At 57.1% G+C, this 12,970-nt stretch carries 15 protein-coding genes and 1 tRNA gene; 7 read left to right on the forward strand and 9 right to left on the reverse strand.

Features of this window, described 5'->3' with window-relative positions; all coding sequences use genetic code 11:
* Positions 1-26: 26 nt before the first annotated feature.
* From D1823_RS02265 to D1823_RS22250, 6 genes are read right to left on the reverse strand one after another with little or no spacing between them, the layout of a single operon-like run.
* On the reverse strand, positions 27-824 hold the full coding sequence (locus D1823_RS02265; RefSeq protein WP_117868428.1) for an MBL fold metallo-hydrolase: 798 nt from the start codon (positions 822-824) through the stop codon (positions 27-29).
* Positions 821-1,627: a TatD family hydrolase gene (locus D1823_RS02270; RefSeq protein ID WP_117868429.1), complete on the reverse strand. Its 807-nt coding sequence runs from the start codon at positions 1,625-1,627 to the stop codon at positions 821-823. Before D1823_RS02270 ends, D1823_RS02265 begins: the two co-directional genes overlap by 4 nt.
* Positions 1,624-2,745, reverse strand: a complete 1,122-nt coding sequence (locus D1823_RS02275) for a DNA polymerase III subunit delta' (protein ID WP_117868430.1) — start codon at positions 2,743-2,745, stop codon at positions 1,624-1,626. Before D1823_RS02275 ends, D1823_RS02270 begins: the two co-directional genes overlap by 4 nt.
* 3 nt (positions 2,746-2,748) lie before the next feature.
* The gene (gene tmk / locus D1823_RS02280) at positions 2,749-3,375 is read right to left on the reverse strand and encodes a dTMP kinase (protein ID WP_117868431.1); all 627 of its coding nucleotides are present in this window, start codon (positions 3,373-3,375) and stop codon (positions 2,749-2,751) included.
* Positions 3,372-4,538, reverse strand: a complete 1,167-nt coding sequence (locus D1823_RS02285; protein ID WP_117868432.1) for a D-alanyl-D-alanine carboxypeptidase family protein — start codon at positions 4,536-4,538, stop codon at positions 3,372-3,374. Before D1823_RS02285 ends, tmk begins: the two co-directional genes overlap by 4 nt.
* A gap of 16 nt (positions 4,539-4,554) precedes the next feature.
* Positions 4,555-5,853: an SPOR domain-containing protein gene (locus D1823_RS22250; RefSeq protein ID WP_117868433.1), complete on the reverse strand. Its 1,299-nt coding sequence runs from the start codon at positions 5,851-5,853 to the stop codon at positions 4,555-4,557.
* A 202-nt stretch (positions 5,854-6,055) separates the two neighbouring features.
* Here D1823_RS22250 and D1823_RS02295 point away from each other — a divergent pair.
* Together D1823_RS02295 and D1823_RS02300 are read left to right on the forward strand one after the other, a co-directional pair.
* A tRNA-Ser gene (locus D1823_RS02295) sits at positions 6,056-6,145 on the forward strand.
* An 81-nt stretch (positions 6,146-6,226) separates the two neighbouring features.
* A complete protein-coding gene (locus D1823_RS02300; RefSeq protein ID WP_117868434.1) occupies positions 6,227-6,757 on the forward strand; it encodes a hypothetical protein in 531 nt (176 codons plus the stop codon).
* Between the two features lie 85 nt (positions 6,758-6,842).
* On the opposite strand, the gene D1823_RS02305 is transcribed toward D1823_RS02300, so the two are convergent.
* From D1823_RS02305 to D1823_RS02315, 3 genes are read right to left on the reverse strand one after another with little or no spacing between them, the layout of a single operon-like run.
* Positions 6,843-7,193, reverse strand: coding sequence for a hypothetical protein (locus D1823_RS02305; protein WP_117868435.1), 351 nt, complete (start codon positions 7,191-7,193; stop codon positions 6,843-6,845).
* Positions 7,190-8,326 carry a site-specific integrase gene (locus D1823_RS02310; protein ID WP_117868436.1) on the reverse strand — a complete coding sequence of 379 codons (1,137 nt, stop codon included), beginning with the start codon at positions 8,324-8,326 and terminating at the stop codon, positions 7,190-7,192. Before D1823_RS02310 ends, D1823_RS02305 begins: the two co-directional genes overlap by 4 nt.
* Position 8,327: 1 nt before the next feature.
* Positions 8,328-8,738, reverse strand: coding sequence for a hypothetical protein (locus D1823_RS02315; protein ID WP_117868437.1), 411 nt, complete (start codon positions 8,736-8,738; stop codon positions 8,328-8,330).
* Between the two features lie 119 nt (positions 8,739-8,857).
* On the opposite strand from D1823_RS02315, the gene D1823_RS02320 reads away from it, so the two are divergent.
* From D1823_RS02320 to D1823_RS02340, 5 genes are all read left to right on the forward strand, one after another.
* Positions 8,858-9,064 carry a hypothetical protein gene (locus D1823_RS02320; RefSeq protein ID WP_117868438.1) on the forward strand — a complete coding sequence of 69 codons (207 nt, stop codon included), beginning with the start codon at positions 8,858-8,860 and terminating at the stop codon, positions 9,062-9,064.
* Positions 9,065-9,187: 123 nt separating this feature from the next.
* A complete protein-coding gene (locus D1823_RS02325; protein WP_117868439.1) occupies positions 9,188-9,469 on the forward strand; it encodes a hypothetical protein in 282 nt (93 codons plus the stop codon).
* Positions 9,466-10,950 carry a DUF3987 domain-containing protein gene (locus D1823_RS02330; RefSeq protein WP_117868440.1) on the forward strand — a complete coding sequence of 495 codons (1,485 nt, stop codon included), beginning with the start codon at positions 9,466-9,468 and terminating at the stop codon, positions 10,948-10,950. The genes D1823_RS02325 and D1823_RS02330 overlap by 4 nt, the downstream gene beginning before the upstream one ends.
* Before the next feature lie 798 nt (positions 10,951-11,748).
* On the forward strand, positions 11,749-12,243 hold the full coding sequence (locus tag D1823_RS02335) for a hypothetical protein (RefSeq protein WP_117868441.1): 495 nt from the start codon (positions 11,749-11,751) through the stop codon (positions 12,241-12,243).
* Positions 12,230-12,676: a hypothetical protein gene (locus D1823_RS02340; RefSeq protein WP_117868442.1), complete on the forward strand. Its 447-nt coding sequence runs from the start codon at positions 12,230-12,232 to the stop codon at positions 12,674-12,676. Before D1823_RS02335 ends, D1823_RS02340 begins: the two co-directional genes overlap by 14 nt.
* Positions 12,677-12,970: the final 294 nt, after the last annotated feature.

Here is a 12,970-nt window from a genome sequence, read left to right on the forward strand (position 1 = left end):
ATATCATGCGGGGGGCGGGCAGCGGCCTACTGCGACTGATGGATCACCATCCCGTCGAAGGCGGGGGTGATGTGATCGGGGGTTTCGGCGTCGACGGTCGCATAGTCGAGGTCGATATGCATGTTGGTCAATACCGCGCGCTTCGGTTGCAACTTTTCGATCCACCCGAGCGTCTTTTCCAGATGCGCATGCGTCGGATGAGGTGAGCGGCGCAGGGCGTCAATGACAAGGCAGTCCAGCCCTTTCATTTCGGGCCAGGCGTCGTCGTAAATCTCGGCAACATCCGGCAGATAGGCGAGTTGCCCAATGCGGAATCCAAGGGAATCGATCGAACCGTGATTCACCTTGAAAGGGCGAAACGGAATCGCGCCACCGGGACCGTCGATTTCAAATGGACCGTCGATAGACTTAAGCTCGAGGATCGGAGGATAGGGGGAGTCTTCCGGCTGAATGAACGCATATCCAAACCGCCCCAACAAAGCGTTCTGGGTGTCGCCATCCGCCCACACAGGAACACGGGTTTTCATGTTGAACACGATCATGCGCAAATCATCGATTCCATGCACATGGTCTGCGTGGGAATGCGTATAGACGACCCCGTCCAATCGCCCTGTACCTGTTTCAAGCAACTGGCTGCGCATATCAGGCGTGGTGTCGATCAGAACCGAAGTTGTGCCATCTGGCCCGTCGCGTTCGACCAGCATCGAACAGCGGCGCCGGACATTTTTGGGGTTCGCAGGGTCACAATCACCCCACTGACCGCCCAATCGCGGCACGCCGCCAGAGGATCCGCAACCCAAAATTGTAAATCGCAATCCGGTCATGCAGCGGCCTTGTACAGTGCTGCTTTGGTGAACAGCCGGTCGAAGTTTGCCTGCGTCTGGTCAGCAAAAGCGGCATAGTCCATGCCAAAGACTTCGGCCCCCTTACGCGCTGTGTGCGCGGTGTAGGCCGGTTCGTTGCGCTTGCCACGGTACGGCGGTGGAGCCAGATAGGGGGCGTCGGTTTCCACCAAAACGCGATCCACCGGGGCGCTTGCGAAAATGTCCCGTAATTCCTGGCTCTTGGGGAAGGCGGCTATGCCGGACATGGACAGGTAAAAACCTAAATCCAAGGCGGCCTTGGCCAGTTCAGCTGAGGATGAGAAGCAGTGCATCACGCAGGAATACGGCGCGTTGCGATATTCTTCGGCCAGAATGCTGGCCATATCTTCATCAGCTGCGCGGGCGTGAATGATCAGAGGTAACCCGGTGCGCTGGGCTGCTTCGATATGGATGCGCAAGGACTGTTTCTGAACTTCCGCGCTATCGGCGGTATAGTGATAGTCCAAGCCGGTTTCACCGATACCGACTAATTTTGGATGCTGTGCCAGGGCGACCAGATCTTCGACCGAGACCAATGGCTCGTCCGCGGCACTCATCGGGTGTGTGCCGGCGGCATAGAAGACCGGCGCGTGGGTTTCGGCAATCGCACGGACAGCGGGTTCGTTGCGCAGCTTGGTGCAAATCGTCACCATGCGGGTCACGCCAGCCTGGGCGGCACGCGTGATGATGTCGTCCAACTGGCCGTCGAAATCCGGGAAGTCCAGATGGCAATGGCTGTCAGTAATCTGGGGGGTGTCGCTCATCTGTTCTGACCGGCGGTTTCCTGTATCTTGAACACCGTATCTAGGACCAGAGCGGCAGGGTCAAGGTTGACAGCCTGACCATGTCGCGCCCGGGCTGTGATCGTCGCGGCGACCTCGGCCCAGCGACGGGCTTGATCCGGCGATGCTGACAGACGCGCCAGTGTTTCACTCTCGTTGGGGGCGGCTTCAGGAACCGGTGGTGTGCCTGTTGCCCCGGTCAGGGCCAGCCGTGACAGAGCAACGTCGATCAATGTTAGCAAAAGTTCAAACCGGTCTGCCGCGCCGCGCTGCGCCGCCGCTTCGGCCAAAGCCAGCGCGCGCTGGCGGTCCATACGGGGCAGGGTGCCCAGTATGGCGATCAGTTCGGCATAGATGTCCAGACCACCCAGATTGATCAAACGCTCGGCGTCTCCGACTGAACCCGCCGCAAGCGCAGCAAGGTGTTCAGTCTGAGCGGGAATTTCGGTTTCCGTTTGTGAAAGGGCGGCTTGCATGTCTTGCGCGTTCAGCGGGCCGAGGCGCAGCGTGCGACAGCGCGAACGGATGGTTGGCAACAGGCGCGAGGGTTGGTGTGACACCAACAAAAGGGTGGTGCGCGCAGGCGGCTCTTCCAGCATTTTCAGCAACGCGTTGGCAGCGCTGACGTTCATTTCGTCCGCTGAATCCACGATCACGACGCGGCGGCCGCCGTCAGCAGAGGACAGGCCAAAAAACTTCCCGAGCTTGCGGATGTCATCCACGACGATCTCACTGCGCAGCCGTCCCTGATCGTTCAGCGATCTGGCTATCGCTGCCAAACCCGGTTCTGCCCCGGCCTGAATGCGATGGGCTACCGGGTGGTCAGGATCAATGTCGAGCGTCTCGGGCGGAGGCGGCGCGCCGAACAACCCGTCATCCTCTGCCGGAGGTGTAGCAAGCAGGAACCGCGCAATTCGCCAAGCCAGTGTCGCCTTGCCGACACCGCGTGGCCCTGTCAGCAGCCAACCGTGATGCAGACGGTCCGAAGTGTAGGCGGTCAGAAATGCCTGTTCAGCCGCGTCCTGGCCAAAAAGCCGAACGGTTTCGCGCGGATGTGGTGCACCCGGCACCTGATCCGGGGAAGGGATATCGTCGCTCATCGTCTACCGCAGTGCTGCCTGAACGATTTCTGTAACATCCTGCGCCACGCTGTCCATGTCCCTGTTGCCATCCACGATGTGAAACCTGTCCGGGAATTCATCGGCCAGCGCCAGAAAGCCGGCGCGCATCTTCTTTTGCAATTCCGGGCCAAAGTCCTCGAAACGTTCTTCGGTGCCTTGTCGCCCCTTGGCGCGTGCCAGGCCCGTTTCAGGGTCCATGTCGATCAGCAGCGTCATATCCGGTTCGCGCCCGATCATCATGCTGTGCAATTGATCCACGAGATTTCGCAGGTCGCCCCGGGACAAGCCCTGGTACATACGTGTGCTGTCTGCAAAGCGGTCGCAGATCACGACCTTCCCTGCTGCCAGCGCGGGTTCGATGGTACGCTCCAGATGGTCGCGACGGGCCGCGGTGAACAGCAGAATCTCGGTTTCGGCCGACCAGCGATCCGGGTCGCCTTCCAAAACCAGGCTGCGAATTTCCTCGGCCCCCGCAGAGCCGCCGGGTTCGCGCGTCAGTACCACCTCGTGACCCTGCGCACGCAGATGTTCCGCCAGCATCCGCGCCTGGGTTGACTTGCCTGAACCGTCAATGCCTTCGAAGGTCAGAAATAACCCCGCTTTCGTCACATCGACTCCAGCGGGTTGTTGATCACGTCTTTCAATACGATACTGCCAACAGTCAGCATACGTACCAAAAAACCGCCGATCGCAACATCTTCAGCTGCCACCAGCGGTCGCCGGATTTCCGGCAGACCTTCGGGTTTGATCACCAGTTCGGCGAGTTGCTGGCCTTTCTTGACGGGCGCATTGATCGGGCCCTCATAGACCACTTCGGCCTCGACATTCTGTGTGCCCAGAACCGGGAACAGCACGTTCAGATCACCATCGGGGACAAGCCCCACGGTCTTTTTCTCGCCCATCCATAGTTTGGCTTCGGCTATCGGCGTTTCCGCGTTGGCAACTGTCCTCTCGACAAAATTTCGAAACGACCAGTTAACCACGGCTTCAGCCTCCTCTGCCCGCTGGCCGGTGCTGTCGAGACCCGTCAGCACAAAGATCACCCGCCTGTCACCTTGTTTGGCGGACCCGACAAGGCCATAGCCCGCTTCTTGCGTGTGGCCGGTTTTCAGACCATCCGCACCGATATCAAGTCGCAGCAACGGGTTGCGGTTACGGGCATTGGACGGTGCGCGGCCATCGAACTCGAAAACCTCTTCGGCGAATAGAGGGTAGTATTCTGGAAAGTCGGAGATCAGGCGATCCGCAAGAACGGCCAGATCATGAACCGACATCATATGCCCAGCGGCGGGCCAACCGTTTGAATTTGCGAAGTTCGAATTGTTCATGCCCATTTGCTTGGCTCGCTGGGTCATGTATCGCGCAAACCCCGCCTCGGTGCCATCCGGGCTGAGCGCTTCGGCGATGACGACGCAGGCATCATTGCCCGACAAAACAATAATGCCGCGCAGCAGATCCTCGACACGAACGCGATCTTGCGTGTTCAGGAACATGGTCGATCCGCCATAGCTCATCGCGTGTTCTGAAACGGGCAGAGTTTCGTCCAGCGTCAAGCGTCCGTCCCGCAACGCTTCGAACGCGACGTAAAGCGTCATGAGCTTGGACATCGACGCGGGCGGCAACGGCTGGTCGGCCTCTTTCGACAGCAGTACGGTACCGGTGGTTTGGTCGATCACATATGCCGCACGGGCAGATGTATCAAAAGCCTGGGCAGGTATCGCCAGAACGGCAAACCCGAAAGCCAGAACGGATGTTCGCATTGAGGATAGCATGTTACGACTCCCTGAATTAGTCGGTTACCGTGAACGCGTCTTTGAAGCCAAGGTCTTTCACGTCCTTTTGAAAGGCTTTTCGCTCGGCCCGGGTTGCGGCGGGGCCAACCAACACTCGCCAGACAGTACTATTTGCTGTTTTCAATTCCCGTACAACTGTGGGCATGCCGTTCCGACGCACTTTTTGGGCGGCTGACTTGGCGTTAGCCTCGACGCTGAAGGTTCCGATCTGAACAAACGGTTTGCTCAGAGGTGTCGCCGACGTTGTGGCGGCTGCGACAGGAGTGGCTTCTGACGCATCAATTGCGGCTGCGGCCCCCTCTACCGGATCCAGTGGCGTTTCGGTGATCGCGGCGGGGTCTTTCTTTTGCCACCATTTCCGTTTGGCAGGTGGCTCAGCTGGGGGCGTGACCGGTGCATCCGACAAAGAGGGTGACACCACGGCTTCGGCGGCTTCGGCGGCTACGTCTGCGCTGTCAGTCGCCGTATCAGCCGCGGCCACAGCAGTTCCCGCGGCAGCAGCTGCGGGGGCTTTCTTCTGCCACCATTTCCGCTTGGCTGGTTTTTCGGCAGGTGTGTCGACCTGATCGTCCGTAGAAGTGGGCGTCTCGGCGTCTTCGCTTGCGGTCTCGGCGTTTTCAGCCGTTTCATCCGATGCACTGTCAGTCCCCGCTGCAACCGCAGCCGTACCAGCCGCAGCAACGGCAGGTTCCTTCTTTTGCCACCATTTTCGTTTGGCCGGTTTTTCCGAGTCTGTAGAAGCTTGAGTGTCGGAAGCTCCATCAGCAGCCGCGGCGGTGGTTTCCGCTGCCGATTCTTCTGCCTCCGGCGCATCCTCCGGCGATGGTTCTTCCAGCTTTTCCCGGCGCAGTGCGACGACGCTGACTTTTGTCGGCGCGCCCGCAAGCATTCCGAGCTCTTTCGCAGCAGCGGACGAGACCTGAAGCGCGGGTCCGGGCAGATCGCGCTCGCGCCGGAACAGGGCGCCAGTCACGGATTTGTTGTTAGAGGTGTTTCTGATCACGACACGCTCAGGTTGTGAAACGTCCGGGTGAGCAACCCAAACCCCGCCAAGGGACGGGCGGCCATCCCAAAGCCCTGCTTCGGTTGTCTGAAAAACCTCAGGGGCTTCGACATCACGCTTAGAGCTGGTGGTCACGTCGGGCAGGAGTTCTGTTTTCCCCGAATTTTCTTCCGGTTTCTCAGCCGATTCAGAAGTTGAAAAAGCCTCTTCGCATCCGGCCAGTATCGTCAAAGTCAACGCCAGATACGCCAGCCGTTTCGGCCCCGGGCGTGTCTCGATCGCTCGCTTCATCTGCTTATCCCTTGCCTGAAGGGGTTTCGTTTTCCGAACCCCGCTGCCGGTCTGCCGGTTCTGTATGCCAGCCTGTTACGGTCTTTCGAACGGATCATAACGTGGCTGAAGTGTCATGGAAAGACCGCTGCACAGGCTTCGGCAAGATTTCCCGATTTCGGCTTGCCTCTGGTCGAACTTCGCCTTAGACCCTGCTGTCGACGGGGAGGTGGCAGAGTGGTCGAATGCGGCGGTCTTGAAAACCGTTGAACGTGAGAGCGTTCCCAGGGTTCGAATCCCTGTCTCCCCGCCACTTATCAACCACTAAGCTGATTGCAGCTAGGTCGAGCGGTCACCACCATTTGCGTTTCATTTGCGTTTGGAGGTTCAAGGTATGCCCGATAAGCCGAAAATGAACTTGCCTGAACTTGTCCATGGTGACTCTCAGGACTACGACACTATGGCAGCGTCATACCTGTTAGCTGCTGAATACCTTTGGAAAAAAGAAAAGGATGAACAATTCCCTTTAGTCGCACCTGCGACACAGTTAGTTTGTATCGGTCTAGAATTGTTTTTGAAGGCGAGACTGCTGGAAAGTGGCCTGACACACGATGATCTTCGCAAGAATTATGGCCATAACATCTATAAAATGTGGATGCTGCCACAGTTTGAAGTCATGCGACGCAACGCACAGGCCATCGCTTTGGCTTGCGTTGAAGTTAAAAAGTCAGAGTTTTCCGATCCAAATGTTTACACATTGGACTGGACGATAAAATATCTAGATCGGTTGTATGGTGGATCGACAAATCAGGCGCTTCGCTACCCGAAGGGTAAAACAGAAGTGCCTTATGTTCAGCCGTTATTGTGGGTGGTTTATGAATTGTTGAACAATCCGGATTGGCGTTCTTGGACATCTTCGAACTAAACCGAACATTCACAACAACGCACCCTTTAATGCCTCAGCAGCTTTGCGGTCATCGTCGTCATCAATCGTGACGTACCCTTGTGTGCTACATAATGAACGTTTCATAGATCATTATCGACGCAATCATACTTCCAAAAATGGTAATACCTAGCCACCAGAAGAACGTGAACCACTGCTCTACACTGCGAATTGCAATCGCCAGCCCAAACTTCTCACCTTGACGTGTCAGCAAGTATTTCAAGCCTTTATAGGTCCAAACAAAATAGCCTATTGTGACGCAAAAAAGCACTGTTCCTAAAAGAAGCCACATGATTGGAACAAAGATTGCTACCCAAAGCGGCCAATCCAAATAAGGCATGGTTTCCACGGCTTCAAGGTCATCTTTGATGCTGCCCCACCAACGGCCAATTGCATACGTTATGTCGCGGATACTCATAGCAACGCACCCTTCAACGCTTCAGCAGCCTTGCGGTCGTCATCGTCATCAACCGTCACGTAACCTTGCGTACTTCGAATGTCGGCATGACCGGCCCGTGATCGGATCGTAAGGCTATCGACGCCAGCCTTGTGCAGTTGCGTGATGTTGAAATGCCGGGTGCCATGCAGGGGCAGGACATCGGCCCCAACACCAGCCGCGTCACGTATCCGTTGCGCCGTCTTGGTGACCATTTCAAGATCCAGCACTTCCCCCAGCGGTGACGCAAACACCAGATCATTGTCAGCCCAACCGGTACCAGCCCGAAGACGCCACGCGGCGACCCGCTTGCGTTGCGCACGTAACATGTCGGCGGTCGGGTCCAGCATTGAAACGCGACGGATGCCGGCGTCACTCTTAGGTTCCTTAAAGAACACTTTCCGACCGTTGGGCTGGGTGGCCGCTCGGGTGATGCTGACCGTCATGGTGTCAAAGTCCACATCCGACCAACGCAGGGCCAGCAACTCGCCACGACGCAGCCCCAGATGCGCACCGAGACGGATGATGTTTGCGATCTGACCATAAACCGCCTGTGACGCGTCTGCGGCGTCCAGAATAGCCTGCAACTCACTCATGGTCGGGGCGCGTTTGGTCCGGTCCTTCAGGCCGCGCGGTGGCTCGACTCCATCGACCGGGTTGTGCAGCACTTCCCGCTTGCGGACCATCGCCCGGTAGAATGCCCGAAGGACACTGCGATAATGGTTGAGTGTTCGGGGGCTGGGTGTCCGTCCGGTCGGTGTCTCACCTGCGGCCAGCTTTGCAAACGCCCGGTCCAGATCAGCGGGGGTGATATTCTTGTAACTACCATCACCCAGCAGGTTGCCCCATGCCGTCAACTTTTCACGGTGCCCGGTGGCCGTCTTGGCGCTGATATGTCCCAACGCCAGCCGATCATCGATCCAAGCCTGTGAGCGGGCCGACAGGCTGTCTTTACCGGTCCCGTGCCGTGTCGTCTCTACATGGTGCTTGTGGGCTATTGCTTCCTGCTCACTGGTAAAGGTCCGACTGTCGCGCACGGTCTTACCGTTGCGGTCGCGCCCTGCGGACCATTGGACCGTCCAGCGGCCCGATGAGGGTTGATAGATACTCGCCATGTTATTTGCTCCTGTGTGCCGCTACCCGGCAATTGTTGCTGCAATACCGGGCCACGCGACCCTTCCCCGGCAGCATGAGGGTGCCGCACGTGCCGCAGATCGCCAGCGGACGCCGCTCTGACCATGCCAGTGTCAGTGCAATGGCAATGTGCGTATGTGATCCGCCCCAAAGCGTGACGGACCCGAAGCGACCGCCATCCGCATCCAGAGTGAAGACACAATGGTGCGCTGTGTCCTTGCTACTGGCGGCGACCGTGATGGCCTGTGCGATTGCTTGCGCCACGTCTGGGTCGATTCGTGTGTTCGGTTGGCGCTGTCCGTCGCTACCTGGTAGCTGCCAAGCGGCATCCAGAAAGTCGGTCAACCAGTCCGGTGCGGTCCTTAATTCGGTCGGTGTCGCAAGTTTTTGCATGGAACCTCTCAATTCAGTCAACGTGGTCAACTTAGAGGGATTGACAGGACATAACAAGACGAGTCGTTAATGTGCAGTAACGGCAAAGACCGTGTTTACTGTAACGAAGGGGTAAAGATATGGAAGAACCCAAAACTACATTGATGCGTCCACTGGCCGATCTGGCTGAACCGCTGGATGTCACCAAGGCGGCGATCTATGCCGCTGCGCACAAAGGCTACATCAAGTTTGTCCCGGTCGGGTCCAGCATGAAGATCAGCCAAGAGACCTACGAATACCACCTGAAGAACGGATACGGGCCGTCCGTGCCGTCGATTGCAGCCTAACCAGTTTCATCGCGGTAATCCCGGCCTGCCAGTCACGGGCAACGGTTTGCGATGAAAAAACCCCCCGGCTGTGCTGGCCGGGGGGCGAATAAACCCTCTCACAACACGAAAGAGGAACGTGACATGAATCATAATAACGCAACGGGGTCGGAAATGAAAATTCGCTGGATACGACTGTTCACCTCAGGTCTGGGTATGCCGAACGACGGCCTGCCAGACTTTGGCGATTTTGTCGGCACTGTCGATGCCAATGACATCAAGAGTATTTTCCCCTGTCCCAAGAGTAATGAACACCTGTTCGTGCTGGTGGAAGGCCGGGAGGATAACGGAACCGTGGCCCGTGACATAGTTCTGAAGACCGACCTGTTTGCGATCTTTCCTGATCTGGCCGTCACGTTTCCATGATGATTGCAAATGGTGCGTATGCACCCGGCGCGAAGGTGGAAGGCGCAATGCTTCCACCCGGCGCCTATGAACCCGTCGATCTGTGGGGCCAATTCGATCCGCCCGGTCTGGACGTGTCGCTGTTACCGACCGCACTGCAAATGTGGGTAAAGGTCCAAGCGTACCGCATGGGTGCCGATCCGGCTGGTCTTGGCGTGGCCGCTCTGGTGGCCTGTGCTGCGGCAATACCGGACCAGATCACCATCAAGGTCAAACGGTACGAGGAATGGACCGAGTCGGCCCGTCTGTGGGCCGCTCTAGTGGGTTTACCGTCCACCGGCAAGTCACCGATCATCAGTGCAGCAACCCGACCGCTCAAGAAGCTGGACAACGATATGTTCCGCGCGTGGCGTCAGGAAGTCCAGCAATGGAACGATGCACCCAAGGACGAACGTGGACCGCCTGTGATGCAGCGCCGTCTGGTTTTACAGGATACCACGGTCGAAGCGGCCCAAGCCGTGCTGGAAGGAAGCCCGTGGGGCGTGATGATGCTTCAGGATGAGTTGTCGGGTTTCTTTGGCGCGATGGACAAATACGGGGGCAAGGGTGGCTCTGCGGATCGCGGGTTCTGGCTTCAGTCGTGGAATGGCGGCGTCTACAGCATCAACCGCGTCGGTCGCGGGTCCAACCAAGTGCCGAACCTGTCTGTCAGCCTGTTGGGTGGAATCCAGCCCGAACCGATCCGCAAGCTGGCCGCAGACGCGCAGGACGATGGTCTGTTGCAGCGTTTGTTCCCCATTGTGCTGAAACCCAAATCACCAGGTGTTGACGAACCGACGCAGGATGTGGACACGCACTATCGCCAATTGATCGGCTGGTTGCGGGGTCAGGGTTTGCCGCTGGGTATGCCTGAAGCGGTTCTGCACTTCGATGACGGTGCGCAGCAAATCCGGCGTGAGTTGGAACAGAAGCACTACGACCTGCAATCGCTGGAAAGTGTCAGTCCGAAGCTGGCCGCACATGTGGGCAAGTATGACGCCATGTTTCCCCGGCTGTGCCTGACCTATCACATGATCGAAGCTGGCAGGATCGACCAACCGATCACAGCGGACACAGCGCACCGTGTCAGCCGGTTGCTGCATGAATTCCTGTTTCGTCACGCTGCGGTCTTTTATTCGGGGGTGCTTGGTTTGTCGGATGAACACGACCGTCTGAAGAATATAGCCGCTTTTATATTGGCTCACAGGCTGGACTGCATATCGAACCGTGACGTTCAACGTGGTGACCGTGCGATGCGTAAGATCGACAATCGGGACATCCAGCCGTTGCTGGAACAGCTTCACACGCTTGGTTGGTTGGACAGCGCTGTGTTTACGAAAGTTGGTGTTCCACCGCTGTGGGTCGTCAACCCAACCGTTCACGTGATGTTTGCGGAACGTGGACAGCGCGAAGCGGAACGCCGCGAATTGGAAAAAACAACAATACAACAAGCACTTAGGTGACGTGTGTCACCAGTGTCCCTTGCGTAGGTGTGTCACCAATGTCCCTTCTGTATGAGACGTAGAGTCAAAACACTCTCTCTTTATATAATGTGGTAGATATTTTCGCTACGTACGCGCAGAAGGGACACTGGTGACAGTTTTCATGGGGGCTGGGGTCGCGGTAATTCTACCAACGATATAGTAAATCCCCAATAAACTGATCATGTGTTCAGCAACACCAGCAGCACACAACACCAGCAATTAATCCTATAGGTCACGCTTGCCCAGCAACGCTACGTGTTAGATCACACGTTACATGCAGAGCGTATTGGGCCACACGTGTGAACGAGTGACTTGTTCCACATCCTGCTTGAAGGGCGAGGATGGTATCGTGCCCCGCGTCGATCAGTATGCATCCGGCTGTCACCAGCAGCGGTGCGCAGCCCTGCGGTCAGGTCGCCATGCTCTGGTGTGCCGTCGCAGGTTGGTAACCTTCCTGCGGTCCGGATTGGCTCGGGTTTCCACGTGTCGGAACACGGCGATCTTCTTAAAAGGATTCGACTCTTCCTGCTTCCCTCATAACCCCACCGTATAGAACATATTCTATATGCCATATATGGTGTGATTGGTGCCCGGATTGTACCGTATCGGGCGGGGGGCAAGCAGAGACTTGATCTTGGACCACCCCACCGCGACGGGGATCGAATCTTTAACGTTAACCGAGGTTCCGCCCTATAAAATGGCTGCTACATGCAACAGTTACAAACGTAACTAATTGTCCTAATATCGCTATCAAATCACGCCGATTTAGGGGGATTTATGGCCAAAAGACGCAAACAACGCTCTGATAGCGAAGATCAGCTTAAACGAGACGCAAGAGCGCCCGACCTGTCCGCAGCGACCGCACCGCGCGACGTCCCCGGCGCTGATCTGTTGGGTGACAGGGGCCGCGCTTACTATGACCAATTTTACCGGACCCGGCATGAATGGGCGATTGCTGATCTGGCGCTGATCGTGATCGCATCGCAAGCCTTAGAGCGCATCTGGTATCTTCAGGTAGAACTGAACATGCAGCCTACGATGTACCACCATCCTCAGTCTGGAATGCCTCGTGCCAATCCCGGCTATGCTCTTTTGGGTGAATTGCGACGCACGGTGCAATCGGCGCTCAGAGACGCCGGGGTTCGACAGCGCGACGGACACACCGATTCCGACGCGAATAACCCCAAGCCCGCGCAATACCAAACAACCACCGCCACCACCGCCGGCACCGGCAGCTTTGATGATTGGATGGGTGACCATGGACTTCATTAACGCAGCCGACGTCCAGCGGGTGACCGGGGGTTTACCTGCCGAGATTCCGACCGGCCACGACCGGCGTCTGGCGCTGTTTCTTTGGGTGATCGACAGTTGCCGGAACGGTGGACTTGCGTACCAGATCGAAGACGCACTTCTCTGGAACAACTTTCCTTTTCCGTGGATGAACGAAGCGGCCCGCGATCTTGCGACCTTCAACGGCAGGTGCCTGCAACTCGGGTGGCCGACTGCGTTGGCTGGACTGAAGCACAAGGCCGCCCATCCCGGAGATTGGCTGTATCAGGGCGGTGAAAACAATGGCCAAAAGTCAATGGGGGTGGCAACCTGGCTATGTCCAGCAGCAGCCAACACCAGCCGCACCAAAGCGCCATGTCACGCTGTACAGCGATTGAGTGGATTTTTGGTCGACGTACGAAAAAGCAAAACTTAAGAGTAGAAAGACGCGACTTGTCAGAGCGGATTCTAGAATACGGCGTTACGGATAAGCCATTCTAAACCTAGTTGAGCCTGACCAACTTGAAACCTAACAACTCAATCGGACTACTTCACTTTATGACGGACACAAGGCTTTGTGAATCGCGACCGAATGAAAATGGAACGCCTGATGGAGGGTCACAGCAACCGATACACCGCCGAGAAGTATTACGCAGCTCTGCACACTTTGACCAAGATCAACCGCTTCGATCTGTACAACGGCCGACTGGCTGGCCTAACAGTCCGGAAG

It is taken from the genome of Ruegeria sp. AD91A (assembly GCF_003443535.1).
Taxonomy (GTDB): domain Bacteria; phylum Pseudomonadota; class Alphaproteobacteria; order Rhodobacterales; family Rhodobacteraceae; genus Ruegeria.

Bases quoted from the DNA above. Each gene is read 5' to 3' on its own strand.
- D1823_RS02265 (WP_117868428.1), bottom strand. From the start codon at position 824: ATGACCGGATTGCGATTTACAATTTTGGGTTGCGGATCCTCTGGCGGC.
- D1823_RS02305 (WP_117868435.1), bottom strand. From the start codon at position 7,193: ATGAGTATCCGCGACATAACGTATGCAATTGGCCGTTGGTGGGGCAGC.
- D1823_RS02320 (WP_117868438.1), top strand. From the start codon at position 8,858: ATGGAAGAACCCAAAACTACATTGATGCGTCCACTGGCCGATCTGGCT.
- D1823_RS22250 (WP_117868433.1), bottom strand. From the start codon at position 5,853: ATGAAGCGAGCGATCGAGACACGCCCGGGGCCGAAACGGCTGGCGTAT.
- D1823_RS02315 (WP_117868437.1), bottom strand. From the start codon at position 8,738: ATGCAAAAACTTGCGACACCGACCGAATTAAGGACCGCACCGGACTGG.
- D1823_RS02325 (WP_117868439.1), top strand. From the start codon at position 9,188: ATGAATCATAATAACGCAACGGGGTCGGAAATGAAAATTCGCTGGATA.
- D1823_RS02330 (WP_117868440.1), top strand. From the start codon at position 9,466: ATGATGATTGCAAATGGTGCGTATGCACCCGGCGCGAAGGTGGAAGGC.
- D1823_RS02275 (WP_117868430.1), bottom strand. From the start codon at position 2,745: ATGAGCGACGATATCCCTTCCCCGGATCAGGTGCCGGGTGCACCACAT.
- D1823_RS02310 (WP_117868436.1), bottom strand. From the start codon at position 8,326: ATGGCGAGTATCTATCAACCCTCATCGGGCCGCTGGACGGTCCAATGG.
- D1823_RS02285 (WP_117868432.1), bottom strand. From the start codon at position 4,538: ATGCTATCCTCAATGCGAACATCCGTTCTGGCTTTCGGGTTTGCCGTT.
- D1823_RS02335 (WP_117868441.1), top strand. From the start codon at position 11,749: ATGGCCAAAAGACGCAAACAACGCTCTGATAGCGAAGATCAGCTTAAA.
- D1823_RS02340 (WP_117868442.1), top strand. From the start codon at position 12,230: ATGGACTTCATTAACGCAGCCGACGTCCAGCGGGTGACCGGGGGTTTA.
- D1823_RS02300 (WP_117868434.1), top strand. From the start codon at position 6,227: ATGCCCGATAAGCCGAAAATGAACTTGCCTGAACTTGTCCATGGTGAC.
- D1823_RS02270 (WP_117868429.1), bottom strand. From the start codon at position 1,627: ATGAGCGACACCCCCCAGATTACTGACAGCCATTGCCATCTGGACTTC.